This is a genomic window from Pectobacterium wasabiae CFBP 3304 (genome assembly GCF_001742185.1).
Classification (GTDB): Bacteria; Pseudomonadota; Gammaproteobacteria; order Enterobacterales; family Enterobacteriaceae; genus Pectobacterium; species Pectobacterium wasabiae.
The window spans coordinates 4,701,025-4,724,956 of record NZ_CP015750.1 but is presented as its reverse complement, the minus strand read 5'-3'; the positions used below and the strand labels follow the sequence as shown (position 1 = coordinate 4,724,956).

Annotated in this window: 22 protein-coding genes and 1 pseudogene; 22 read left to right on the top strand and 1 reads right to left on the bottom strand. The window is 50.8% G+C overall.

What is annotated here, in order from left to right; translation table 11 throughout:
- The first annotated feature begins 225 nt into the window (after nt 1–225).
- The 6 genes from bglF to A7983_RS21440 all read left to right on the top strand — a co-directional run bounded on the left by bglF (nt 226) and on the right by A7983_RS21440 (nt 9,346).
- Nucleotides 226–2,127, top strand: coding sequence for a PTS beta-glucoside transporter subunit IIABC (gene bglF / locus A7983_RS21465; RefSeq protein WP_005970378.1), 1,902 nt, complete (start codon nt 226–228; stop codon nt 2,125–2,127).
- A gap of 35 nt (nt 2,128–2,162) precedes the next feature.
- Nucleotides 2,163–3,560 carry a glycoside hydrolase family 1 protein gene (locus A7983_RS21460; protein WP_005970377.1) on the top strand — a complete coding sequence of 466 codons (1,398 nt, stop codon included), beginning with the start codon at nt 2,163–2,165 and terminating at the stop codon, nt 3,558–3,560.
- Nucleotides 3,561–3,663: 103 nt separating this feature from the next.
- Complete coding sequence (locus A7983_RS21455; protein ID WP_005970376.1) at nt 3,664–5,136, top strand: carbohydrate porin; 1,473 nt, start codon at nt 3,664–3,666, stop codon at nt 5,134–5,136.
- 96 nt (nt 5,137–5,232) lie between these two features.
- Nucleotides 5,233–6,270 carry an IS630 family transposase gene (locus A7983_RS21450; protein ID WP_005968447.1) on the top strand — a complete coding sequence of 346 codons (1,038 nt, stop codon included), beginning with the start codon at nt 5,233–5,235 and terminating at the stop codon, nt 6,268–6,270.
- A 176-nt stretch (nt 6,271–6,446) separates the two neighbouring features.
- Nucleotides 6,447–8,078 (top strand): DUF5060 domain-containing protein, encoded by a 1,632-nt coding sequence (locus tag A7983_RS21445; RefSeq protein WP_005970908.1) that lies wholly within the window; start codon nt 6,447–6,449, stop codon nt 8,076–8,078.
- 83 nt (nt 8,079–8,161) lie between these two features.
- Entirely contained in the window at nt 8,162–9,346 is a 1,185-nt protein-coding gene (locus tag A7983_RS21440) for an alpha/beta hydrolase (RefSeq protein WP_005970910.1), read from the top strand.
- Between the two features lie 162 nt (nt 9,347–9,508).
- Here A7983_RS21440 and A7983_RS21435 read toward each other — a convergent pair whose 3' ends face one another.
- Complete coding sequence (locus tag A7983_RS21435) at nt 9,509–9,805, bottom strand: hypothetical protein (RefSeq protein ID WP_005970911.1); 297 nt, start codon at nt 9,803–9,805, stop codon at nt 9,509–9,511.
- Between the two features lie 488 nt (nt 9,806–10,293).
- On the opposite strand from A7983_RS21435, the gene nrfA reads away from it, so the two are divergent.
- From nrfA to ccmI, 16 genes and pseudogenes are all read left to right on the top strand, one after another.
- A complete protein-coding gene (gene nrfA / locus A7983_RS21430; RefSeq protein WP_025918561.1) occupies nt 10,294–11,727 on the top strand; it encodes an ammonia-forming nitrite reductase cytochrome c552 subunit in 1,434 nt (477 codons plus the stop codon).
- Nucleotides 11,728–11,773: 46 nt separating this feature from the next.
- Nucleotides 11,774–12,343: a cytochrome c nitrite reductase pentaheme subunit gene (gene nrfB / locus A7983_RS21425; RefSeq protein ID WP_005970916.1), complete on the top strand. Its 570-nt coding sequence runs from the start codon at nt 11,774–11,776 to the stop codon at nt 12,341–12,343.
- Nucleotides 12,340–13,011, top strand: a complete 672-nt coding sequence (gene nrfC, locus A7983_RS21420; RefSeq protein ID WP_005970919.1) for a cytochrome c nitrite reductase Fe-S protein — start codon at nt 12,340–12,342, stop codon at nt 13,009–13,011. The genes nrfB and nrfC overlap by 4 nt, the downstream gene beginning before the upstream one ends.
- Nucleotides 13,008–13,969: pseudogene (nrfD, locus tag A7983_RS21415) on the top strand (cytochrome c nitrite reductase subunit NrfD). The gene nrfC and the pseudogene nrfD overlap by 4 nt, the downstream one beginning before the upstream one ends.
- Before the next feature lie 21 nt (nt 13,970–13,990).
- On the top strand, nt 13,991–15,865 hold the full coding sequence (locus A7983_RS21410) for a heme lyase CcmF/NrfE family subunit (protein ID WP_005970923.1): 1,875 nt from the start codon (nt 13,991–13,993) through the stop codon (nt 15,863–15,865).
- A complete protein-coding gene (gene nrfF, locus A7983_RS21405) occupies nt 15,858–16,259 on the top strand; it encodes a heme lyase NrfEFG subunit NrfF (protein ID WP_005970925.1) in 402 nt (133 codons plus the stop codon). The genes A7983_RS21410 and nrfF overlap by 8 nt, the downstream gene beginning before the upstream one ends.
- Complete coding sequence (nrfG, locus tag A7983_RS21400; protein WP_005970927.1) at nt 16,256–17,083, top strand: heme lyase NrfEFG subunit NrfG; 828 nt, start codon at nt 16,256–16,258, stop codon at nt 17,081–17,083. The genes nrfF and nrfG overlap by 4 nt, the downstream gene beginning before the upstream one ends.
- Before the next feature lie 201 nt (nt 17,084–17,284).
- Entirely contained in the window at nt 17,285–17,905 is a 621-nt protein-coding gene (ccmA, locus tag A7983_RS21395; protein ID WP_005970929.1) for a cytochrome c biogenesis heme-transporting ATPase CcmA, read from the top strand.
- Nucleotides 17,905–18,561, top strand: a complete 657-nt coding sequence (gene ccmB / locus A7983_RS21390) for a heme exporter protein CcmB (protein WP_005970933.1) — start codon at nt 17,905–17,907, stop codon at nt 18,559–18,561. Before ccmA ends, ccmB begins: the two co-directional genes overlap by 1 nt.
- A gap of 68 nt (nt 18,562–18,629) precedes the next feature.
- The gene (locus A7983_RS21385) at nt 18,630–19,370 is read left to right on the top strand and encodes a heme ABC transporter permease (protein WP_005970935.1); all 741 of its coding nucleotides are present in this window, start codon (nt 18,630–18,632) and stop codon (nt 19,368–19,370) included.
- On the top strand, nt 19,367–19,588 hold the full coding sequence (ccmD, locus tag A7983_RS21380) for a heme exporter protein CcmD (protein WP_005970937.1): 222 nt from the start codon (nt 19,367–19,369) through the stop codon (nt 19,586–19,588). Before A7983_RS21385 ends, ccmD begins: the two co-directional genes overlap by 4 nt.
- Nucleotides 19,585–20,067, top strand: a complete 483-nt coding sequence (gene ccmE, locus A7983_RS21375) for a cytochrome c maturation protein CcmE (RefSeq protein ID WP_005970939.1) — start codon at nt 19,585–19,587, stop codon at nt 20,065–20,067. Before ccmD ends, ccmE begins: the two co-directional genes overlap by 4 nt.
- A complete protein-coding gene (locus A7983_RS21370) occupies nt 20,064–22,019 on the top strand; it encodes a heme lyase CcmF/NrfE family subunit (protein ID WP_005970941.1) in 1,956 nt (651 codons plus the stop codon). The genes ccmE and A7983_RS21370 overlap by 4 nt, the downstream gene beginning before the upstream one ends.
- The gene (locus tag A7983_RS21365) at nt 22,016–22,573 is read left to right on the top strand and encodes a DsbE family thiol:disulfide interchange protein (RefSeq protein ID WP_005970944.1); all 558 of its coding nucleotides are present in this window, start codon (nt 22,016–22,018) and stop codon (nt 22,571–22,573) included. The genes A7983_RS21370 and A7983_RS21365 overlap by 4 nt, the downstream gene beginning before the upstream one ends.
- Nucleotides 22,570–23,028, top strand: a complete 459-nt coding sequence (locus A7983_RS21360; protein ID WP_005970947.1) for a cytochrome c-type biogenesis protein — start codon at nt 22,570–22,572, stop codon at nt 23,026–23,028. The genes A7983_RS21365 and A7983_RS21360 overlap by 4 nt, the downstream gene beginning before the upstream one ends.
- Nucleotides 23,025–23,894, top strand: a complete 870-nt coding sequence (gene ccmI / locus A7983_RS21355; RefSeq protein WP_005970949.1) for a c-type cytochrome biogenesis protein CcmI — start codon at nt 23,025–23,027, stop codon at nt 23,892–23,894. Before A7983_RS21360 ends, ccmI begins: the two co-directional genes overlap by 4 nt.
- Nucleotides 23,895–23,932 lie beyond the last annotated feature (38 nt).

Here is a 23,932-nt window from a genome sequence, read left to right as displayed (position 1 = left end):
TGTTTATATCCTAAATAATTCAAGTTACAGGACGGCGGCAAGAAAGTGAATCCCGATGAGCTTACTCGGGTAAGTGATTCAGGTGAGCGACAAGTCAGCCAGAGGCAGACTTGAACGCTGCTTGCAGCGGCCCCAACGGGGCGAGGTCCACAATAAGTGGGCCGAGTAGCGCAGCCAACGCACATATAGCTTGGAGTATGACGGATATAGCATTAAGGATAGACGATGGAATACAAAGCATTAGCAAGTGAGATACTCGATGGTGTCGGTGGGCGAGGCAACATTATCAGCGTGATACACTGTGCAACCCGATTGCGTTTTAAACTAAAAGATAACAAAAAAGCGGATGCCGCTACGCTGAAGAATAATTCAGGCGTGATCATGGTAGTAGAAAGTGGTGGACAATTTCAGGTTGTCGTGGGTAATCATGTTAGTGATGTCTATCACAGTTTGTTAAATGTATCGGGGTTGGGCGATCAGGCTGATGCTACCAATAATGAGGAAGGTGATGGGAAGAAAGGAAATCTTCTTTCCCGCTTCATCGATGTCATTTCTGGGATATTTACGCCGCTAATTGGCATTATGGCCGCATCGGGTATTTTAAAAGGTTTCCTTGCTCTGAGTTTGGCCTGTGGTTGGATAATTGAAACCAGCGGCACCTATAAGATGTTATTTGCTGCAAGTGATGCATTATTCTTTTTCTTCCCTATTGTTTTAGGTTATACCGCAGGGAAAAAATTTGGTGGAAACCCCTTCGTCACCATGGTGATTGGTGCCACATTGGTTCACCCATCAATGATTGCTGAATTTGGTGCAATGCAGAGCGCCGGTTATCAACAGCTTTATTTTCTCGGCATTCCGATTACCTTTATTAATTACGCCTCGTCCGTTATTCCGATTATTTTCTCTGCGTGGTTCTCTTCTCGTCTGGAAAAACCATTGAACGCTATATTGCATATCAATATCCGCAATTTCTTCACGCCGCTGTTGTGTCTCTGCATTACGGTCCCCGTCACGTTCTTGTTAATCGGCCCAGCAGCAACCTGGCTTGGACATATGCTAGCCAGCGGCTACCAACTGATTTACGAACTTAATGCTGCGATTGCGGGTGCAATGATCGGGGCGCTGTGGCAGGTATTCGTGATTTTCGGCCTACATTGGGGGCTGGTGCCGCTGATGATGAATAATCTCGGCGTGTTGGGGCATGACACTATGCTACCGCTGTTGATCCCTGCGGTATTAGGGCAGGCGGGGGCTGTGCTGGGCGTGCTGTTGCGCACGCGTGATATGAAGCTGAAAGGGATTGCGGGTTCGGCATTCTCGGCAGCCATTTTTGGTATTACGGAACCTGCGGTATATGGCGTTACGCTGCCGCTAAAACGTCCTTTCATTTTTGGTTGTTTGGGGGGCGCGCTGGGCGCTGCGGTTTTGGGGTATTTTCATACCACTATTTATTCTTTCGGCTTCCCGAGCATCTTTACCTTTACCCAGGTTATCCCACCGGCAGGTGTTGATAACACTGTCTGGGCCGCCATTATCGGTACGGCAATTGCCTTTACCTTCGCTGCTGTGACCACCTGGGCTTTTGGGATCCCGTCGCAAGCAAATACTACAGCAGTAAACGCGCCAGCATCGGCACCGCAAGCCAGGCAGAACCAAAACGATGCAACGCGTAAACAAGCGATCAATAGCCCGATTGAGGGCATCGTATTGCCGCTGGAACAGGTTGGCGATGAAACGTTTGCGAGTGGATTAATGGGAAAAGGAATTGCGATCAAGCCGCGGGTCGGGCGTGTGGTTTCCCCGGTGAATGGGACGGTGGCCTCGCTGTTTAAGACCCATCATGCCATTGGTCTCGAATCGGAAGAGGGAGCGGAGGTGCTCATCCACGTCGGCATCGATACGGTGAAACTGGATGGTCAGTATTTTACTGCGCACATTAAGACCGGCGATGTCGTGAAGCAGGGTGACCTTCTGGTGGAGTTTGATTATCAGGCGATCGAGAAAGCCGGTTATGACACGACAACCCCCGTCATTATCACGAATAGCGAAAACTACGTTGATGTTCTGCTCACTGCTGGAGATACCGTGCGGGAACAGAGTGAACTGTTGACATTAATCCGCTGAAATTAACATTTAGAACTCAATTGGGAGGAGAAAAGATGAGCCATCAGTTTCCGAAAACATTCTTGTGGGGAGGTGCGATCGCAGCCAATCAGGTTGAGGGCGCATATTTAACGGACGGCAAAGGGTTATCAACGTCTGATTTACAGCCGCAGGGTATTTTTGGCGAGATCGTCATGCGTACCCCGGGTGACAGCGGAATTAAAGACACCGCGATCGATTTTTATCACCGCTACCCCGAAGATATCGCGCTCTTTGCTGAAATGGGCTTCAAATGCCTGAGAACCTCCATTGCCTGGACACGCATTTTCCCGCAGGGCGATGAAACTCAGCCGAATGAAGCTGGGCTGGCCTTTTACGATCGCCTGTTTGATGAAATGGCAAAATATGGCATTCAGCCGCTGGTGACGCTGTCCCACTATGAAATGCCGTTCGGTCTGGTGAAGAATTACGGTGGTTGGGGAAGTCGTGAAACGATTACATTCTTCGAGCGTTACGCTCGCACGGTATTCCAGCGCTATAAAGATAAAGTGAAATATTGGCTGACGTTTAACGAAATTAACTGTGCATTGCATGCACCATTTACAGGCATTGGTTTACCGACTGAGAGTAGCAAGCAGGATATTTATCAGGCGATCCATCACCAGCTTGTTGCCAGTGCTAAAGCGGTGAAGACGTGCCATGAAATCATCCCTGATGCCAAAATCGGCAATATGATGCTGGGTTCCATGTTCTATCCATTAACCTGCAAACCTGCGGATGTCATGGAAACGATGCAGCAGAACCGCGACTGGTTGTTCTTCGGTGATGTACAAACCAGAGGATACTACCCGGCATACATGAAGCGTTTCTTTGCACAGCACGGCATTACGTTGTCGGTAACCGAAGACGATCGGCAGTCTCTGAAGGAAACGATTGATTTCATCTCGTTCAGCTATTACATGACGGGCTGCGTAACCACAGACGAAGAAGTGAACCAGAAAGCTCGTGGCAATATTCTGAATATGGTGCCGAACCCGCATCTGGAAAGCTCGGAGTGGGGCTGGCAGATCGACCCGGAAGGGCTGCGCTATATCCTGAACTATCTGTATGACCGCTATCAAAAACCACTGTTCATTGTGGAAAACGGGTTGGGAGCGAAAGATAAACTTGAAAGTGATGGCAGCATTAATGATGACTATCGCATCAAATACCTGAACGATCACCTGTATCAGGTAGGTGAAGCGCTGGAAGATGGTGTTGAAGTGATGGGTTATACCTGCTGGGGCCCTATCGATCTGGTCAGTGCATCAAAAGCTGAAATGTCGAAACGCTACGGCTTTATTTATGTCGATCGCGATGATGAAGGTAATGGCACATTAGAACGTCGGCGTAAGAAAAGTTTCTACTGGTATAAAGAGGTTATTGAAATCCAGGGAGACTCATTATCTAAATAATATATAATTAACAATATATTACCTATTCTGAATTTTTGTTCAGATAATAATATCCACTTATAAACATTAAAAATAAAGAGTTATTTATTGAGGGTGAATAAATATGAATCCTACAAAAATTGCATTGGCTATATCATGCTTGTTATTACCTCTTGGTGTTGCTCACGCAGAGAAATTAACATTAGAACAACGTTTGGAGATCCTTGAAAAAGAATTGCAGGAAAATAGGAATGAGCTGAGTAATACTAAAAAAGAGTTTATGGAGTATAAACAAAGAAATGAAAATAAAACCGTAGCACTAGCACCTTCGGGAAAATCGTTGAATAATAATGAAACAGCGAGAGTCACGATTGTGGATGCTGATAAATCTGTTGTTCAACCCGTGACTATGAAGGAAATTAGTAAATATGTAAAAGATGACATCGGATTTACGTACTCGGGTTATTTTAGAACTGGATGGGCTGCGGGGAATAATGGTTCTCCTAAAAGTTATGCTATTGGTTCCGTCGGTAGATTTGGTAATGAAAACAGTACATGGTTTGATTTGTTTCTAAAACAAAGGGTGTATAGGGATGGAGATAAAAGTGCTACCGCTGTAATCAAATTGGATGGGCAGGTTGGCCAACAATATGAAGCCAGTTGGTTTGGTGATGATAGTGCCAATGAAAATAAGTTACAATTTTCAGATGTATATGTTACCACTAAAGGCTTTTTACCTTTCGCACCGGAAGCTGACTTCTGGGTAGGTAAACATTCGTTACCTATTTATGAAATTCAGATGCTTGACTGGAAAAGCGTGAGAACGAGCGCTGGATCAGGTGTCGGTATTGAAAATATGGTTCTTGGCAAGGCAAAACTGGATGTATCTTTGACGAGAGAAGATATCGATGTTAATAACAGAACAAGAACGAGCAAAAAACAAGAAAATACAAACACAATTGATTTGCGATACCGTAACATTCCTTTGTGGGAACGTGGTTCATTAACGTTGTCTGGCCGTTACACAATGGCAAATAAAACCAACGAACAAAAAGATAGTGAAGGTAATGGAACATCCTACAAACTCAAGGATGCCTGGATGACGACAGCTATTTTGAGACAAGAATTCCAGGAAAAAAGTTTTAATGAATTTACCTTGCAGGCTGCTAATAACTCATTAGCAAGTAGTTTTTCTCGATCCACTGGTTCAAGTCCATTCCTTGGGTTGAATGGTGTTTATTATGGCGATCATACAAACGGTCTAGCATGGCGTGCTATCTCACAGGGGGAAGCATTTGTAACCGATAACATCCTGATGGCAAATGCGCTCGTATTTTCTAAAGGTAGTGATGTTTACAGCTATGAATCTGGTGCCCATTCTGATTTTGAAAGTTATAAAATGGTTATCAGACCTGCGTGGGTGTGGGATAGAACAAATCAGACTGGTGTTGAGCTGGGTTGGTTCCATCAGGAAAATATCGCTAGCGATGGACGCAAGCTGAAAGAGCAGGGGTATAAAACTACTTTGTATCATGCGCTAAAAGTAGATACAAGTATGCTTACATCTCGACCAGAGATTCGTTTATATGGTAAATAGCTTCGCCAAATAGTAGATCACTTGAAGGGAACTCAGTCCGAGTTATGCGATCTGATCAATCGCCAAATCAAAACAAATCACCAACCGGACTGAGCGATGCCGATCATAGCAGCAATCCCTGATGAAGAACGACGACTAATGCGTAAAGAAGCCCAGCAGACTCGCGATAAAAACCATTCCAGACGACTCATCGCCATACTGATGCTGCATCGGGGAATGACCGTCACCGACGTCGCAAGACTGCTCTGTGCCGCTCGCTCATCCGTCGGAAGATGGATAAATTGGTTTACTTTACATGGCGTTGAAGGATTAAAGAGCCTCAGGTCTGGACGAGAACCACGTTGGCCAGTCGCGGATATCCTGCATATTTTGCCGCTTCTGGTTCAGCGTTCCCCTCAGGACTTTGGCTGGCTGCGTTCCCGCTGGAGCACTGAGTTATTGGCACTTATCGTTAATCGGCTTTTTAATGTAGCGCTTCATCCCGCCACGTTGCACCGCTACCTGAGACGAGCGGGTATTGTCTGGCGCAGAGCCGCACCGACACTGAAAATCAAAGACCCGCACTATGAGGAAAAGCGACTCGCTATCGAACACGCTGTCGCCCGGAAGCAGACAGACCATCCGGTATTCTATCAGGATGAAGTCGATATCGACCTGAACCCGAAAATCGGCGCGGACTGGATGCTCAAAGGACAACAGAAGCGTATTACTACGCCGGGACATAACCAAAAACATTATCTGGCAGGTGCACTGCATTCGGACACGGGGCGAGTCCATTATGTCGGCGGTAACAGCAAGTGCACTGATTTATTTATCAACCTGTTAGAGGCATTACGGCGCACATACCGGCGAGCAAAAACGCTCACGATAGTGGTAGATAACTACATTATCCATAAAAGCCACAAGGTGGAGCGCTGGCTGGAGAAAAATAAGAAGTTCCGGTTGTTGTTCCTGCCAACGTATTCGCCGTGGCTGAATCCAATAGAATTGCTGTGGCTGTCGTTGCACGAAACCATAACGCGTAACCATCAGTGCCGATATATGTGGCAATTGCTGGGTCGGGTAAATCAATTTATGAATGCGGCCTCACCGTTCCCCGGCAATCATCATGGTCTGGCTAAAGTGGAGCGATAATATGCAAAGTTATTTACTTACCTTAGATCGCAGGAAAATGAGTTGACTAGCTATAGTTTCAGGGATGGAAAAAAAGATCAGTTCACCATCGGTATCCAGTCTGAAGTTTGGTGGTAATACTGAATTTATATTTAAAATTATTAATTTTTTCTGAATTAGAATTTCGAGGGGATACTATGAAAGCAATAAATAAATATAAAATACCAGCGCTGAAATTTTCTATGGTCGCACTATCTGTGCTGGCTTCAACCTATGTTATGGCAGCGGAGTCAATTCCTAGTACTTTCAAAAAATGGCAAACTCAGGATTTTGTTTTTGAAACAAAAGAGAAAGTTAATAGTCCATTTGACCAGGAATTAATAGCAACATTCACTAGCGATAGAACTGGGAAAACTTATGTTTCGCACATGTTTTATGATGGTGAAAGTCAATATGTTAGCCGTGTTTCCTTACCAGAAGAAGGAAAGTGGGAATATAAAGTTACGGGAGATATCAAAGATCTTAACGGTAGGACAGGGGTTATAACAGTGAGTTCCGCCTCTTCAAAAGGCAAGGTCATCGTCGATCCTGATACGAAGAAAACTTTCAAATATGAAAATGGAGATATTTACACTCCCCATGCCTATGAGCTTGACTGGTTATTCAGTCTTGATAAAAATGATGATAGTTTGTCTCAAACTAAATCCATTATTAGCTATATTAAAGATGGGGGCTTTAACCAGGTATTAATGAATGTTTATGGCTATGGTGCGATAAAAACTGGTGGATGGGCTACTAAAGATATTGATAAACGTTATAATTTTAATGAGGTGAAAGAGTTTCCTTTTATGGGAAACAATGCTGAACCAGACTACTCTGCGTTAAATGTGGAGTTCTTCAAGGCGCTTGATAAAAAAATAGCTTATCTAAATGAACAAAACGTTCAGGCGCATTTAATGATTTATGTATGGAATAAATCCGTTAACTGGGCTCCATTGGGGAGCAAAGAGGATAAACGATTCTTTGATTATGTTATTAAACGTTATAGCGGTTATAATAACATCATTTGGGATGTCGCTAAGGAAGCAATGGATTATAACCATGCTAATGCACAATTTATTAATGATAAAATTGATCGGATAAAAGTGTTAGATTCAAATAAACATTTGATTACTTTGCATGATTTTATTTATGCACAATCACCATTCCTTGCAGCAAAGCTTGATTATATCTCCATTCAAGAATGGTCCCCAGATGTTGCGAAGAAGACGTCTGATCTTGTCGCGCTTCATCCGAATAAGCCCGTTCATAATATTGAGAATGGCTGCTATGAGACAACAACTCATCGTATTTTTAATGGTGCCTACAATACAGCCGAGTCTTGTCTTAACCGGAATTATGAAATTTATTTCAATGGTGCGTTTACGAGTCATTACTGGCAAAATACATCGTGGTTTGAATTGAATTATGAACCACAAAAGTTACCTAAAGATAAGCAACCGAATATGTCTTATCAAAAAATATTTAGAGCCTTTATTGATAAGTATCCCTTAACTCACTGGAAACCTCATCGTTTCAATTTCGCCACCTGGTCATTGGTTAATGACAAAGAAGGGATTGTGTTCTATTTGCCTGCAGATGGTGATGGAATAAAAGGGCATTTAACTCCCGATTATAAAGATGATAAATTTGAAATGACGTGGTTCTCTACGCTCACAGGTAAAGAATATAGTGCAGGTATAAGAGATGTGAGATACATCTGGATTGATGCGAACAAACCTGCTGAACTTGTCGGTGAACCTGCAATCCTGGTCATGAAAAAAATATAAAAAGTGAATAATGTCGGCACCGCTTTGGCGGTGCCGACACATTTAGCAAAAACAGACTCGATTACGTAGATGGGATGATGCGAATGAACATGAAGAAAATATCTTTATCATTATTGGCCCTGAGTGTGTTGGCTGGCGTTTCTATCAACGCGTCTGCATTGCCAGCCGATTTTCCTGTTATGCAAGCGGCAACCGTTCCTGTAAGCCAGTATGTCACGGCGGTTAATGCTGATAGCAGTATCACTTTCCGCCTGTTTGCGCCTACGGCGAAGCAGGTCAACGTTTTTACCGGTTCGACGCCCGATAGCATCGTGTCCCACGCAATGACGAAAGATGAATCAGGCGTGTGGTCGTTCAAAACGCCAGTGCTGGCACCGAACCTGTATGAATATTTCTTTAGCGTTGATGGTTTTCGTACTATCGATACCGGTACAGCATTTACCAAACCGCAGCGGCAGGTGAATACCAGCCTGATTCTGGTGCCGGGGAGCATTCTGGATGTGCGTCAGGTACCGCACGGTGAACTGAGGACGCTAACCTATCACGCCAAAGAATTGAAATCAGAGCGTCAGGTGTATGTCTGGACGCCACCAGGCTATAGCGAATCGTCAAAACCGTTGCCGGTGCTCTATTTCTATCATGGCTTTGGTGACACGGGCGCGTCTGCTGTGGTGCAAGGGCGGATACCACAGATGATGGATAATCTGTTGGCAGAGAAAAAAATTGAGCCAATGCTGGTCGTCATCCCTGATACGGAAACTGATGTTTCAGGCATCATTCCTGAAGACTATCCACCGCAGGAGCGGCGCAAGGTGTTCTATCCACGTAACGCATTAGCAGCGGACAGGGAGTTGATTCATGACATTATCCCTGAGATCGGCAAACGCTTTAACGTCCGTCAGGATGCGAACGGTAGGGCATTGGCGGGGTTGTCTCAGGGGGGCTATCAGGCACTGGTATCCGGTATGAGCCACTTGGATCATTTCGGCTGGCTGGCAACGTTCAGCGGCGTTACCACCGAAACGGTGCCAAACACGGCGGTTGCTGCACAGCTTGAGCGACCTGAGCAGATTAATCGGCAGTTGAAGAACTTCACTGTGGTGATTGGCGAAACTGACAACATCACGGGTAAGGATATTGCGGGTCTGAAAACGGTACTGGAGCAGAAAAACATCCAGTTTGATTACCGCCACTACCCTAACCTTGGTCATGAGATGGATGTCTGGCGGCCAGCCTACAGCGAATTTGTTCAGAAGCTTTTTAAATAGCGTCTGCATTCTGTGCGCTGAATGTTCGTATGCCCGCTTTCTCCGATCTGCCACTCTACGGAGTGGCTTGTCACTGCGTTCTCAATGATGGCCTTGGTGAAGGCACCAGGATGATGAACGCGGCAAGCGTTCATGTGGTGTTTATCGCGACCCCACCCGGCGTTATGGCTGTGTATTGATCGGCTTGGTGACGTCTCTATAGCGCTTAATGCCAACCGCCACAGCCAGCAAGGTTAGGACGATAAAAAACACCATGGGGAGAAGGAACGTACTTGCTGATTCCTCGTAGACGACAGAATTCTCTTCATCAAAATACCGACCCAATTCATTGAATTTATTGCGATATGGCCAGTAAAGTACAAAGTAGAGGGAACCGAACAGGCCGGCCATTATAGTGGAAAATATGGCTGCGATGGCCAGCAAAATTTGTGAAAAACGCGGCATTCCCTTTTTGCTCACAACAAACTCCTTAATGCGCCCCAATTGGGCTACAGTCGTACAGTAAAAACAGCGTAATCTATCAATCGATTAAATTGGTCTTCCTCCCTTCCTTTACAGTGGGAGGGGAAACAATGCCTTCCTCCGAGGCGATTGACAAGCCCTTAGCTCTGCATTTCAAACCATGTGCTGAAAGTTTGGTCTTTTGATGGTATCCCCATGAAAAAATAGTCAATTAACTCTTTGGTATAAGCTGACGCGCTCCGATGTTGGGAGTTTGTTAAGGCACTAAAGAGTCATGGTCTAACCATTAGTGGGAAAATGGGACAACCTTCATACATTCCTCGATACGATTCATTACTTTTCTTTACCTTTGATCAAAAACAATATTTTGGATACATCTTTTTGCTATTTATAGCACCGAGTAATGTCACGACAGTTGGTGTGGTTTCTGTCGAATGGATAACTAAAATGACCGCCGGCAGGCGGCTTAATTTGGACACAAACGCATGGTCAGGATAAGCATGTCAGTCTCCTATCTGTGGGGCATGGTAGCCAGTCTCTTTCTACTGATGCCAGCCTATTCCGCTGATGTTCCGGCGCCGTCTTCCCCCGCCCCGATAGAAGCAAGAAATTCAACGTTCATCAATCAACACCCCGATCAGTTCAACTCATGGAAAGCGACCAGCGAACAAGCTGAGCGCCACGATGCGTTGGCAGAAGACCCTATGATGGTGATCCTCTGGGCGGGTTACCCCTTTTCCAGAGACTATAACAAGCCGCGTGGCCACGCTTATGCGTTAACAGACGTGCGCGAAACGCTACGCACCGGTGCACCGAAGACGGCGGAAGATGGTCCGTTACCAATGGCGTGCTGGAGCTGTAAAAGCCCGGATGTGGCGCGATTGATCCAGCAAGAGGGTGAAGAAGGGTACTTTAAAGGTAAGTGGGCACGAGGCGGGCCTGAGATTGCTAACGATCTCGGCTGTGCGGACTGCCATGACACCGCGTCACCAGATTTTGCGCAGGGTAAACCGGCGCTGACGTTGTCCCGCCCTTATGCAGAACGTGCGATGGAAGCGATTGGTAAGCCGTTTGATCAAACCAGTCGGTTCGGGCAGCAGTCTATGGTCTGTGGACAGTGCCACGTTGAGTATTATTTTTCCGGTAAAGACAAGGCCGTGAAGTTCCCATGGGATAACGGTACGAAAGTCGAAGACATGGAGAAATACTATGATGCCATTTCCTTCTCCGACTGGACCAACCCTCTTTCCCGTACACCGATGCTGAAAGCTCAACATCCAGAATATGAAACCTGGAGCATCGGTATCCACGGTAAAAACAACGTGACCTGTATCGACTGCCATATGCCGAAAGTGAAAAACGCAGACGGCAAGCTGTACACCGATCACAAGATAGGTAACCCCTTCGATAAGTACGGCGAAACCTGTACCAATTGCCACACGCAGGATAAAGCGGCAATGCAGGCGGTTGTCGCCGAGCGTAAAACGGCTATTCAGGAATTAAAACTGAAAGCGGAAGAGCAACTGGTTCATGCGCATTTTGAGGCCAAAGCGGCCTGGGATGCTGGTGCAACCGAAGCTGACATGCAGCCAATTCTCATGGATATCCGCCATGCGCAGTGGCGCTGGGATCTGGCTGTCGCTTCTCACGGCATTCACATGCATGCGCCGGACGAAGGTTTACGGATGCTCGGCACCTCGCTGAGTAAATCCGCTGAAGCGAGAACCAAGCTGGTACGTCTGCTGGCACAGAAAGGAGTGACTGGCGAAGTCAAACTGCCGGATATCTCGACGAAAGAGAAAGCGCAGCAGGCGATTGGGCTCAACATGCAGCAAATAAAAGCCGAGAAACAGGATTTCCTGAATACGGTGGTGCCGCAGTGGAATGAGCAAGCGCGTAAAGCTGGACGACTGAACTAATAACCCCATCGCCCGTGGACGCGGGCGATCATAAAGTGGAGTGGATATGAGCGTATTACGTTCGTTATTGACTGCCGGGGTGCTGGTATCAGGCATGCTTTGGGCCTTGCCAGGGCTGACGCAGCCCGCACCTCAGGCGGAAAAAGGAGAGCGGTGGACGGTAATGCCACAACGCAATCCCGATGAGGCTTGTCTACAGTGCCATAAACCGGAAGAGGATGGCATGCAGGGCAAACATGCCTCCGCCGTCAACCCGCATAATCAACAACAACTGACCTGTACCAATTGTCATGGCAAGCCGTCGCTGCTGCACCGTGAGGGCGTTAAAGATGTCATGCGCTTTAACTTCCCGATGTATAAGGTGGAAGAGCAAAACAGCGTCTGTATGTCATGCCATACGCCGGAGCAGTTGCAGAAATCGTTTTGGCCACACGATGTGCATGTAGCCAAAGTGGCGTGTGCCAGTTGCCATCAGTTGCATCCTACGCAGGATAGTATGCAAACGCTGAACGACAAGAGCCGCATTAAACTGTGTGTCGATTGCCATAGCGATCAGCGTAATAACCCAGATTTCAACCCAGCCTCAGTGCATCTGGGTAATAAGAGGCAGCCATGAGTTGCTCTCGTCGTCAATTTCTTGCCCGTATGGGCGGGCTGATTGCCATCACCAGTACGGCGGGGCTGGTTGTCGCACAGACGCTGAACGTTAACGGCGTCCGCTACGGCATGATCCACGATGAATCGCTCTGTATCGGCTGTACGGCGTGCATGGATGCCTGCCGTGACGTCAATCAGGTGCCGGAAGGGGTATCACGCCTGAAGATCATTCGCAGCGAACCCATCGGGACCTTTCCTGACGTGAAATATCGCTTTTTCCGTCACTCATGCCAGCACTGCGATCATGCCCCCTGTGTTGACGTGTGTCCAACCGGAGCGTCGTTCCGCGATGCGGCAAGCGGCATTGTCGATGTCAATCCCGATCTGTGCGTAGGTTGCCAATACTGTATTGCTGCCTGCCCTTATCAGGTGCGCTTTATTCATCCGCAGACGAAAACGGCGGATAAGTGCGATTTTTGCCGCAAAACCAACCTGAAACAAGGGAAGCTGCCTGCCTGTGTGTTGTCTTGTCCGACGAAGGCGCTGACGTTCGGTAACCTTGACGATCCTGACAGCGAGATCTCTCGCCTGCTTCGTCAACAGCCGACGTATCGCTACAAAATTGCGCTCGGCACCCGCCCTAAGGTCTATCGCGTACCGTTTAAATACGGGGAGGTTCATCAATGACGCCCGTGTCTTCAAGCGCATTCCATTTTGATTCGTTAGTCTGGGACTGGCCGATTGCGATTTACCTGTTTTTGGTGGGCATCTCTGCGGGGCTGGTCACGCTGTCAGTCTTACTGCGGCGCTACCATCCCGAGCAGGCCACCGCAGACAGTACGCTAATGCGTACCACGCTGATCCTTGCGCCGTGCACCATCATTCTGGGATTGCTGATCCTGGTCTTCCACCTGACGCGTCCCTGGACGTTTTGGAAGCTCATGTTCCATTACAGCTTTACCTCGGTGATGTCCGTTGGGGTCATGCTGTTTCAGGTATACATGGCGGCGTTGGCGGTCTGGCTGGTAAACATTTTTAGCGAGCAGACTATCGTGCTGCAACAGCGCTGGCTGCCGAAGCTGAGTATTCTTCCCAAAGTACTGGGTTGGCTGGCACCGTTGCAAAAATCGCTGGATATTGTGATGTTGCTGTTGGCAGTGATGTTAGGGGCTTACACCGGGTTTTTACTCTCCGCGTTGAAGACCTACCCGCTGCTGAATAACCCAATCCTACCCGCATTGTTCCTGTTTTCGGGGGTGTCCTCGGGTGCGGCAGTGGCGCTGATCGCCATGACCTGCCGCTATCGTCGCAATCCGCATAGCGAAGAGGCGCACTTTGTTCATCGCGTCGAAACGCCCGTCGTGTGGCTAGAGATCTTCTTACTGTTCGCGTTCTTTATTGGCCTCGCGTTAGGGGACGATGGGAAACAGCGGGCGCTGGTGGCTGCGTTGGGGGGGGATTTTGGGCCGCGTGGTTCTGGCTGGGTGTTGTAGGGATTGGGTTAGTCATTCCCTTGCTGCTCAAGTCATGGGCTAACCGATTGCATTCACCCTATGGGGTGCTGGCGGTTTGTGGCATGAGCCTGGTGGGGGTCTTGCTGCTGCGCTTCTTTATCCTCTATGCGGGGCAGTTAACCGTTGTCTAATTCTCCGCAAGAGGCCTGTTGATGTTGTTATTGCCAGAATTTGGGTATGTGGCGTTGTCGCTGGCGAGTTGCGTGGGTGTGGCGACGGCGTTGCTGACATTTTCAGGCTACACCTTGCGCTGGTCGGGTACGTACCGACTGGCGCGGTACTGGACGCTGGTGCTGTTTGGCCTTGTGCTGTTCGCGTTTATCGCGCTGACGCTGAGCGTGGTGCAGGATGATTTTTCCGTCAACTATGTCGCTCAGCATAGCCATCGTGATTTACCGCTGGGGCTAAAGATAGCCGCGGTCTGGGGTGGGCATGAAGGGTCGCTGCTGCTGTGGCTGTTATGTTTGTCCGGCTGGAGTGCGGCATTTGCCTGCCGCTATCGCAAGGCGACGAGCGCGCTGTTTCCGCTAACGTTGGCGATGCTGGCCGTGATAGCGACCGCACTGCTGGTGTTCATTGTGTTTTTTTCCGATCCTTTTGTGCGCCTCTTCCCGCCCGCTGTGGCGGGGAGAGATCTCAACCCGATGTTGCAGCACATTGGTCTCATCCTTCATCCGCCATTGCTCTACCTGGGCTATGGCGGGTTAACCGTGAGTGCGGCATTGGCGTTAGCTGCCCTGATTCACGGTGAGTTTACGGCTCCGGCTGCCTGGATTTGCTGGCGCTGGACGCTGCCAGCCTGGAGCCTGTTAACGCTGGGTATCATCCTGGGATCGTGGTGGGCTTATAACGAACTGGGCTGGGGAGGATGGTGGTTCTGGGACCCGGTAGAAAACGCCTCATTGCTCCCGTGGTTAACGGCTAGCGCACTGCTCCACAGCCTCTCTGTCACCCGGATGCGCGGTATTTTCCGCCATTGGTCGCTGATATTAGCGCTGTTGACCTTCATTTTATGCCTACTGGGCACGTTGATTGTTCGTTCCGGGATACTGGTTTCGGTCCACGCCTTCGCCCTCGAACATGGTCGTGCGGTGCCTTTATTTATCCTATTTGCCTGTTTAAGCATGGCGGCGCTGGCTGTTTATGGCTGGCGTGCCCAGCTTGTTCATTCCGCTGCACGTTTCTCCGGTTGGTCGCGGGAAATGGCGATATTGCTGGTGTTGCTGTTGTTTAGCGCCGTGGCGCTGGTGGTACTGATCGGCACGCTTTATCCGATGATTTATGGCTTGGCGGGCTGGGGGAAAATCTCGGTAGGTGCCCCCTATTTTAACCGTGTGCTCTTGCCCTTCGGTGGTCTGATGCTGTTGCTTATTGGGGGCGCGGCGGGAAGTTACTGGAAGCGCAGTGCACGCTGGTCTGCCCGACGTTTAACCATGACGCTGGCGAGTGGTGTCATCATCGCTCTGTGCTTATGGCCGTATGGATATGGCGTGGCGCTGGCTGCAGGTCTGATCGGTTGGGTTATGGCCGCACAGTGGCTACAGCCGCTGTCGGCGATACGCCAGCAGCTTCCTGCGTTGTTAGCGCATACAGGCGTGGCATTGTTTGCCTTGGGCATCGCGTTTTCTGCGGGCAGTAAGCAGGAAATCAGCGTCAATGTAGCTCAGGGAGAGCAGGTCACGCTGGGTGACTATCATTTTCGATTTTTACAGTTGGACTTAGTGGCGGCGCAGAATTACACCGCCGAGCAGGCCGTGATTGCGATTTATCGTGGCGATTCGCCGATCGCCCAAATCATGCCGGAACGTCGTTACTACAATGCACGTAAACAGCAGATGATTGAGCCGGGTATTGCCTGGGGGCCGATCAGAGAATGGTATGCCGTAATGGGCGAGAAAACCGGCGAAAACCGTTATGCAATGCGTTTCTATGTGCAGACCGGGGTTCGCTGGGTGTGGGGCGGCGGTATGTTAATGGTTGCGGGCGCATTGCTGGGGTGGTTCCGAGGGAGAAGGGTCTATGACTAAACACCTTGCGCTTCTTCTCATGCTGTTGGCCTTTGCTGTGCAGGCTCAGGTGGTCGATACCTGGGTATTTTCCAGTCAGGCACAGCGTCAGGACGCGATGGCGATTGCCGGAGAATTACGCTGTCCACAATGCCAGAATCAGAGCCTGCTGGAGTCGAACTCGCCCGTCGCGGTCAGCATGCGCCATGAGGTTTTTTCCATGGTAGAGCAGGGCAAAGACAAGTCAGAAATTATGGCGTTTATGAACCAGCGCTATGGTGATTTTGTTCAGTACAACCCCCCGATGAAAATGCAAACTGGCATACTTTGGCTAACGCCAGTGCTTTTGCTGCTAGCGATTGTGGTTATTGCGTGGCGGGTGATGCGGCGACAGAACCGAGGGGCGCGCTCATGAGCCTATTAGACATATTGATCGCCGCTGTCGCCATTATCCTTATGGCTGGGTTGTTATGGCCGCTACTGCCCCAGCGCAAGCCGGAGGGCGATGGCAAGCTACCGCGATTAGCGGAACGTATCTGGCATTTTCAGTGTGAACAAGCCGGGAAGCACCTCTCCGAACATGAGGCAAAGATGCTGGGGCGTGAACTGGTGCATGACCTGCCGCTAACGTCATCCTCCCCCTTCGTGCAGCGCCCGATGCCAATCATCGCCGTCGTGGCTGCGGTTATCGTTATTTTCTTGAGTAGCGCGGTGCTCTACGTGCTGAGCCCGCGCGGTGCGCTCGTTCAAGCGGAGCGCCAGCGGCTTGCCGATCCGCTACACGATTTTAGCGACGCACAACAGCAGGAAAAACAGCTTGCTGCCTTGCAGGACAACATTCGTAAAACACCGGGCAATAGCGTCCTCTGGGCCGAGCTGGGGGAATATTATCTTTACCGTAACGCCTATGACAATGCGCTGCGCGCTTATCGACAGGCGATTGCGCTGAAGGGCGACAGTGCAGAGCTGTATTCAGCGCTGGCGACGGTGCTGTATTACCAGTCGGGTCAGGCCGTCACGCCGCCGATGCAGGAGATGGTCGATAAAGCGCTGGCACTGGATGCCAATGAAGTTACAGCGCTGATGCTGCTGGCATCCGATGCGTTCTTGAAGGCGGATTATGCACGCGCTATTACGATTTGGCAGCGCCTGCTGGATACGTACAGCCCTCGGGTTAATCGCGCTCAGCTAATTGAGGCAATCAATACGGCAACGCTGCTGAAGAATAGCCAGAGGTAACGCGTGATACTCCTCGAATCAGAGGACTCCAGCACGGCTGTTGCACCGTGATGGTGGCGGGAATAACCGGAATCGCTGGCTTTATTGATCTCAATAAAAAAGATTAACTCTTTATGGTTACGGTCCCCAAGAGGGGGAGTAAAGGCACCATGTTATTCTATACCCAGGGTATATGGCATTAGAAAGTAGGAGTACGCCCCGATGTTAGAAGCGCGCGATGTGGTTTGCATACGCGATGAGCATGTGTTGTTCAGCGCGTTGTCGTTTACCGCTAGCCCAGGAGAAATGGTGCAGATTGCCGGTGCCAACGGGGTGGGGAAAACATCGCTGTTGCGCATCTTAAGCGGCCTGGCGACCCCCGAATCGGGAGAGGTATGCTGGCAAGGACAGCGGATCAACCGCATACGTGAACATTTTAATCAGCAGCTTCTGTGGTTAGGCCATCAGCCGGGCATCAAGAGCGTGTTGACCGGTGAAGAAAACCTGCGCTTTTTCTCTCCGCAGCAGCATCAGGATGCCCATTGGCAGGCACTCGCCGCCGTCGGGTTGGCAGGCTATGAAGACGTGCCTGTGGCGCGCCTTTCTGCAGGGCAACAGCGCCGTGTTGCATTGGCGCGTTTGTGGCTCACCGACGTGCCGCTGTGGATCCTGGATGAACCGCTTACCGCGCTTGACGTGGCAGGCGTTGAAATGCTGACACAGCGTATGGAACAGCATATTGCACACGGTGGCATCATCATTTTAACCACGCATCAGCCGCTACGTCCGTTTGCTCAACGCATCCGCTGTATCCAGCTCACACCGAGTGAAGGAGCACCATAATGCGGCGACTGATTGCTCGAGAGCTGCGCGTCGCGTTGCGTAATAACGCAGAAATTCTCAACCCGCTGTGGTTCTTCCTGATTGTCATCATTTTGTTTCCTCTCGCCATTGGGCCGGAACCGCAACTGTTGATGCGTGTTGCGCCGGGTGTGGTGTGGGTGGCGGCATTGCTTGCTTCTCTGCTGGCGATGGACCGCCTGTTTCGCGATGACTATCAGGATGGTTCGCTGGAACAGTTGACGCTGTTGCCTTTGCCGTTGCCGCTGGTGGTGCTGGCGAAAGTGGTCGTGCACTGGATGGTCAGCGGGCTACCGTTGCTACTGCTTTCCCCGCTGGCGGCGTTGCTGTTTGGGCTGGATAGCCACGGTTGGTGGGTGATGGCGCTAACGCTGTTACTTTGTACGCCCACACTCAGTTTTTTGGGGGCGATTGGTGCGGGATTAACGGTTGGGCTGCGCCGCAGCGGCGTACTGTTAAGCCTGTTGGTATTGCCGCTCACCATACCGCTGCTGATTTTTGCTACGGCGGCGGTAGAGGCAGCCATGATGCAACTGCCGGTGGGCGGGTATCTGGCAATCCTCGGTGCCTTTCTGGCAGGCAGCGCTACCCTTAGCCCGTTTGCTACGGCGGCGGCGTTGCGGGTGAGCATACAATAATTTTCCGATCTCAGGATCGCCTTTACCGTCCCGTTGGGATGAGTTTTACGCAGAGTGAGCACACGATTATGTTGAGAAAAAACTATCAGCTTACGCAACCGGATCGCCTTTATGGCCTTTGCGGCAAGCTTATCCCCTGGGTTGCGCTGATTAGCGTGGCGCTGCTGATTGGCGGTTGCCTGCTGGGATTCGGGTTTGCACCTGCGGATTACCAGCAAGGGCAAGGGTATCGCATTATGTACCTGCATGTACCAGCGGCCGTGTGGTCGATGGGCGTCTATGCCGCAATGGCGATATTTGCACTTATCGGGATGATTCGGCAGTCAAAAACGGCGGAACTTGCGGTGGCAGCGATGGCTCCGGTTGGCGCGGTGTTTACCTTTATTGCACTGACGACGGGGGCTACCTGGGGCAAACCGATGTGGGGAACCTGGTGGGTTTGGGATGCGCGCCTGACGTCCGAACTCGTTCTGCTGTTTTTGTACGTTGGTATCATCGCGCTCTACAACGCGTTTGACGATCGCCGTCTTGCTGGCCGTGCGGCAGCCATTCTGGTGCTGGTTGGCGTGGTGAATTTACCCATCATCCATTTCTCGGTCGAGTGGTGGAATACCTTACATCAGGCATCGACAAAAATGCAGAAAACCATCGATCCCGCTATGCGCCTGCCGCTGCGCATTATGATGCTAGGGTTTATGAGCCTATTTGTGACATTGTCACTTATGCGATTGCGTAATTTAATACTGATGCAACAACGTCGCGCCCCTTGGGTTGCCGCGTTGATTAACAAAGGAGGAATAGCACGATGAACATCGCCTTCACGAACTGGCAGGATTTTTTTGCGATGGGTGGCTATGCCTTATACGTATGGCTAGCTGTGGTGTTAACGCTATTACCACTTAGCGCGTTGATCGGTCATACCCTCTGGCGTCGGCGTGCATTACTGAACGACATCCGCCGCCAGCAGGCACGTGAGCAGCGTAAGAGCACGGCTCGTCAGCCAACTGCGATGGAGGTGACGCAATGAGTGTGCCTCGTAAAACCCGCCTCTATGCCATTCTGGCCGTTGCCTGCGGCGCGGTGCTGACGGTAGGGCTAACGCTCTATGCGTTGAGCTCAAATATCGATCTTTTTTATACTCCCAGTGAAATTCTTTATGGCAAGAATGAAACACAGGAAAAACCAGCGATTGGGCAGCGCTTGCGCGTGGGTGGCATGGTCATGCCGGGTAGCGTGCGTCGAGACAGCCAAAGTCTGGAAGTCCGCTTCACCGTTTATGATGCGCAGGGTTCAGTCGATGTGACTTATAACGGAATGTTGCCGGACTTGTTCCGCGAAGGGCAAGGTGTTGTGGCACAAGGCATTCTGGATAGCGACGATCATATTGCAGCAAAAGAAGTGCTTGCCCGACATGACGAAAATTACACGCCACCGGAAATTAAAGCGGCGATGGAAGGGCAGAACGGTCATGCCCCTGCGGCAGCCACAGAAGGTAAACGGTTATGATGCCTGAAGTGGGCAACTATCTGCTCTGTCTGGCGCTGGGTGTTGCGCTGTTGCTTAGCGTGTATCCGCTGTGGGGCGCGTCGCGTCAGGATGAACGCCTGATGGCGTTGGCGCGTCCTCTTTCCTGGGTACTGTTTGCATGCATTTTGGCTTCCTTCCTTGTGTTGGTACATGCGCTGGTGATCAATGATTTCACCGTCCTCTATGTAGCAAACAACTCAAACCGCGCGCTGCCGGTGTGGTATCGCGTTGCCGCAGCATGGGGTGCACATGAAGGATCGCTGCTGCTTTGGGTGCTGCTGATGAGCGGCTGGACCTTCGCTGTAGCGCTCTTCAGCCGGGGGATGTCGCTGGATGCGGTCGCCCGAGTGTTAGCCGTCATGGGGATGATTAATGTCGGTTTCTTATTGTTTATCATCCTGACGTCGAATCCCTTTACGCGCACGCTGCCGGACTATCCGATTGACGGACGCGATCTCAATCCGCTGTTGCAGGATGTCGGGCTCATCTTCCATCCTCCACTGCTTTACATGGGTTATGTCGGATTTTCCGTAGCGTTTGCGTTTGCGGTCGCCTCGCTGCTGGCCGAGCGGCTGGATAGCGCGTGGGCTCGCTGGTCCCGACCGTGGACACAGGCGGCCTGGTCATTCCTGACGCTGGGTATCGTACTGGGATCTGGCTGGGCGTATTACGAGCTGGGGTGGGGCGGTTGGTGGTTCTGGGATCCGGTGGAAAATGCCTCATTGATGCCGTGGCTGGTGGGTACGGCGCTGCTGCATTCGCTGTCGGTCACCGAAAAACGCGGCAGCTTTAAGGCCTGGACGGTACTGCTGGCTATTGGCGCGTTCTCACTCTGCCTGCTGGGGACGTTTCTGGTGCGTTCCGGCGTACTGGTATCGGTTCACGCGTTTGCCTCCGATCCGGCGCGCGGCATGTTTATTCTCGCGTTTCTGGTCATTGTCATCGGCGGCTCTTTGCTGCTATTCGCTATCAAAGGTAACAGAGTGCGGGCGCGGGTAACGAATTCGCTCTGGTCGCGTGAGACTTTTTTGCTCGGTAATAACCTGATCCTGATGGCGGCCACGCTCGTTGTGCTGCTGGGAACGCTGTTACCGTTAGTACATAAGCAGTTGGGGTTGGGCAGTATTTCGATTGGCGCACCGTTCTTCAACACCATGTTTACCCTGTTAATGGCACCTTTTGCCCTGCTGCTGGGCGTGGGGCCACTGGTTCGCTGGCGGCGCGACGAGCCGCAAAAGCTGCGTAAACTGTTACTGGTTGCGATGGCCGTGACGGCGGCGCTGTCGCTTCTGCTTCCGTGGCTGTTACAGGATTCCCTTGTTGCCATGACGGTGGTCGGCTTGTCGATGGCGCTGTGGGTATTCTTCTTAACAGTGTACGAACTGCATACCAATTCCACCCGACGTCACGGTCTGCTGCGCGGTTTGACCACACTCTCACTGAGCCAGTGGGGTATGGTGTGCGGCCATATTGGGCTGGCAGTGACGGTGGTGGGTATCGCATTCAGTCAGAATTATAGCGTTGAGCGAGATGTGCGGATGCGGGCAGGCGATAGCATACAGATCCATGATTACCGTTTTACGTTTCAAGGTGTGCAGGATGTCGTAGGGCCGAACTGGCACAGCGGTAAAGGGACGATCGAGGTCACGCGCAACGGCAAGCCAGAAGCGATCCTGACGGCGGAAAAACGTTTCTACAACACCAGCGGCGCGATCATGACGGAAGCGGCGATTGATGCGGGTGTGACGCGCGATCTCTATGCGGCCTTGGGCGAAGAGTTGGATGACGATAGCTGGGCGGTACGGCTGTATTACAAACCCTTCATCCGCTGGATTTGGTATGGCGGTGGGCTGATGGCGTTGGGTGGAATTCTGTGTATGTTCGACCCGCGCTATCGCCTGCGTCGTGCCGTGAGGGAGGCATCATCATGAGTCGTAAGATTTTGTTAATCCCGTTAGTACTGTTTTTATTGCTGGCTGTCGCCTTGCTGTGGCAACTGGTACGTAATAGCGGCGGCGACGATCCCATGCGGCTGGAGTCAGCCCTGATTGGCAAGCCAATCCCTGCGTTTCGGCTTGAATCTCTGGATCAGCCGGGAAAGGTGTATAGCCAATCTGAACTGAGCGATGGCAAACCGCTGCTGTTGAACGTTTGGGCGACCTGGTGCCCAACGTGTAGGGCGGAACATCAATTTCTCAACACGCTGGCGGCGCAGGGGATCCGAGTCGTGGGCATGAACTATAAAGATGAACGCCCCAAAGCGGTTGAATGGTTGAAGACCCTGGGCAACCCCTATGCGATGAGCTTGTTTGATGGCGATGGCATGTTGGGGTTGGATCTGGGCGTGTACGGTGCACCGGAAACCTTCCTGATCGACGGAAAAGGCATCATTCGCTATCGCCATGCGGGCGACCTCAACATGCAGGTGTGGCAAGAAACGCTGCAACCGTTGTGGGAAAAATATAGCAAGGAGGGCGGTGCATGAGAGTGCTTAGCTTCCTTGGTGCATTGCTGCTGTCGTTCAGCGTACTGGCATCATCCGAGGTATTGCGTTTTGACAACGACACACAGGAGCAACAGTTCCGCGAGTTGACCATGCAACTGCGCTGCCCGAAATGTCAGAACAACAGCATTGCCGATTCCAATTCGATGATTGCTTCAGATATGCGGCAGAAAGTGTATGAACTGATGCAGCAGGGGCAAACGAAAGAGCAGGTTGTCGATTACATGGTGGATCGTTATGGCTACTTTGTGACGTATGAACCGCCGATCACGCCTTTTACGATCTTGCTATGGCTACTGCCTGCGCTGTTTCTGGCGGCGGGGGCAGCGATGATTATTCGGCGCGCGCGTCGTATCAAAAGTGCCAAAGAACCGATGAGCGAACAGGATAAAAAGCGTTTGCAGACGTTGTTGGGACATGAGGGGAAATCGGAATGATGTTACTGACAACCATCATTGTTTTATCGCTGATTGCACTGTCTGCGCTGCTGCTTGCACCGTGGTCGTCACGGGGCGAGTACGATCGCGATGCGATCAATCAGGCGCTGTATCGCGATCGTCTGCGTGAACTTAATGGGGATGTTGCCAATGAACTGGAGCGTGCTCAGTTGGTTGAAGAGCTCCAACATACGTTATTGCAGGATATTCCCGGCGGGGCGAAGGCACAACAGCGTCCGCTGGGTCGTTGGGTGTTGCTGCCAGGCGTGCTGTTGCTGGTCATCGTCAGCCTCGGCGTGTTTTGGCAGACTTCTGCGGTTAATCGGGTGCAGGAGTTGCAGCAGGTCGTTGCATTAACGCCGGACTTGATGAAGCGAGCGCTAGATGCGGATGCAGAACCACTGACTATCGAAGAGGTGGCACGTCTCGGTTTAGGGTTGCGCAGCCAACTGGAGACACAGCCAGACAATGCTCAGGACTGGTGGATGCTGGGGCGTATTGCAGGCTTGCTGAATAATTACGACATGTCTGTGCAGGCCTTTGCCAAGGCGTTTCAGCTCGATCCGAAAAATACGGATTTGGCGCTAGACTATGCCGATCTGCTGTCGCGATCCACCGATCCGCGTGATAGCCAGCGCGGTGGTGACATGCTGCGTGAGCTGATGAATTCCGGCTCGGCCAATGTGCGCGTGCTGAGCCTGCTGGCTTTCAATGCCTATGAAGCCCAGCGTTATCAGGATGCGATTGATGCCTGGCAAGCGATGCTGAAGCTGTTACCGCAAAATGACACGCGCCGTGCGGTCATCGAGCGCAGCGTGGCGCAGGCCAAAGCCTCGCTGTCGGTTCAGGCGGTTACTGGGAAGTAAATCCTTTTTATCTTCATCTTCAATAGCAGAGGGGCGAT

Bases quoted from the DNA above. Each gene is read 5' to 3' on its own strand.
- nrfF (WP_005970925.1), top strand. From the start codon at position 15,858: ATGACTAAACACCTTGCGCTTCTTCTCATGCTGTTGGCCTTTGCTGTG.
- A7983_RS21360 (WP_005970947.1), top strand. From the start codon at position 22,570: ATGAGAGTGCTTAGCTTCCTTGGTGCATTGCTGCTGTCGTTCAGCGTA.
- ccmB (WP_005970933.1), top strand. From the start codon at position 17,905: ATGCGGCGACTGATTGCTCGAGAGCTGCGCGTCGCGTTGCGTAATAAC.
- nrfG (WP_005970927.1), top strand. From the start codon at position 16,256: ATGAGCCTATTAGACATATTGATCGCCGCTGTCGCCATTATCCTTATG.
- A7983_RS21455 (WP_005970376.1), top strand. From the start codon at position 3,664: ATGAATCCTACAAAAATTGCATTGGCTATATCATGCTTGTTATTACCT.
- nrfB (WP_005970916.1), top strand. From the start codon at position 11,774: ATGAGCGTATTACGTTCGTTATTGACTGCCGGGGTGCTGGTATCAGGC.
- ccmA (WP_005970929.1), top strand. From the start codon at position 17,285: ATGTTAGAAGCGCGCGATGTGGTTTGCATACGCGATGAGCATGTGTTG.
- A7983_RS21460 (WP_005970377.1), top strand. From the start codon at position 2,163: ATGAGCCATCAGTTTCCGAAAACATTCTTGTGGGGAGGTGCGATCGCA.
- A7983_RS21445 (WP_005970908.1), top strand. From the start codon at position 6,447: ATGAAAGCAATAAATAAATATAAAATACCAGCGCTGAAATTTTCTATG.
- A7983_RS21365 (WP_005970944.1), top strand. From the start codon at position 22,016: ATGAGTCGTAAGATTTTGTTAATCCCGTTAGTACTGTTTTTATTGCTG.
- nrfC (WP_005970919.1), top strand. From the start codon at position 12,340: ATGAGTTGCTCTCGTCGTCAATTTCTTGCCCGTATGGGCGGGCTGATT.
- ccmI (WP_005970949.1), top strand. From the start codon at position 23,025: ATGATGTTACTGACAACCATCATTGTTTTATCGCTGATTGCACTGTCT.
- A7983_RS21440 (WP_005970910.1), top strand. From the start codon at position 8,162: ATGAACATGAAGAAAATATCTTTATCATTATTGGCCCTGAGTGTGTTG.
- A7983_RS21370 (WP_005970941.1), top strand. From the start codon at position 20,064: ATGATGCCTGAAGTGGGCAACTATCTGCTCTGTCTGGCGCTGGGTGTT.
- bglF (WP_005970378.1), top strand. From the start codon at position 226: ATGGAATACAAAGCATTAGCAAGTGAGATACTCGATGGTGTCGGTGGG.
- A7983_RS21410 (WP_005970923.1), top strand. From the start codon at position 13,991: ATGTTGTTATTGCCAGAATTTGGGTATGTGGCGTTGTCGCTGGCGAGT.
- ccmE (WP_005970939.1), top strand. From the start codon at position 19,585: ATGAGTGTGCCTCGTAAAACCCGCCTCTATGCCATTCTGGCCGTTGCC.
- A7983_RS21385 (WP_005970935.1), top strand. From the start codon at position 18,630: ATGTTGAGAAAAAACTATCAGCTTACGCAACCGGATCGCCTTTATGGC.
- ccmD (WP_005970937.1), top strand. From the start codon at position 19,367: ATGAACATCGCCTTCACGAACTGGCAGGATTTTTTTGCGATGGGTGGC.
- A7983_RS21450 (WP_005968447.1), top strand. From the start codon at position 5,233: ATGCCGATCATAGCAGCAATCCCTGATGAAGAACGACGACTAATGCGT.
- nrfA (WP_025918561.1), top strand. From the start codon at position 10,294: ATGGTCAGGATAAGCATGTCAGTCTCCTATCTGTGGGGCATGGTAGCC.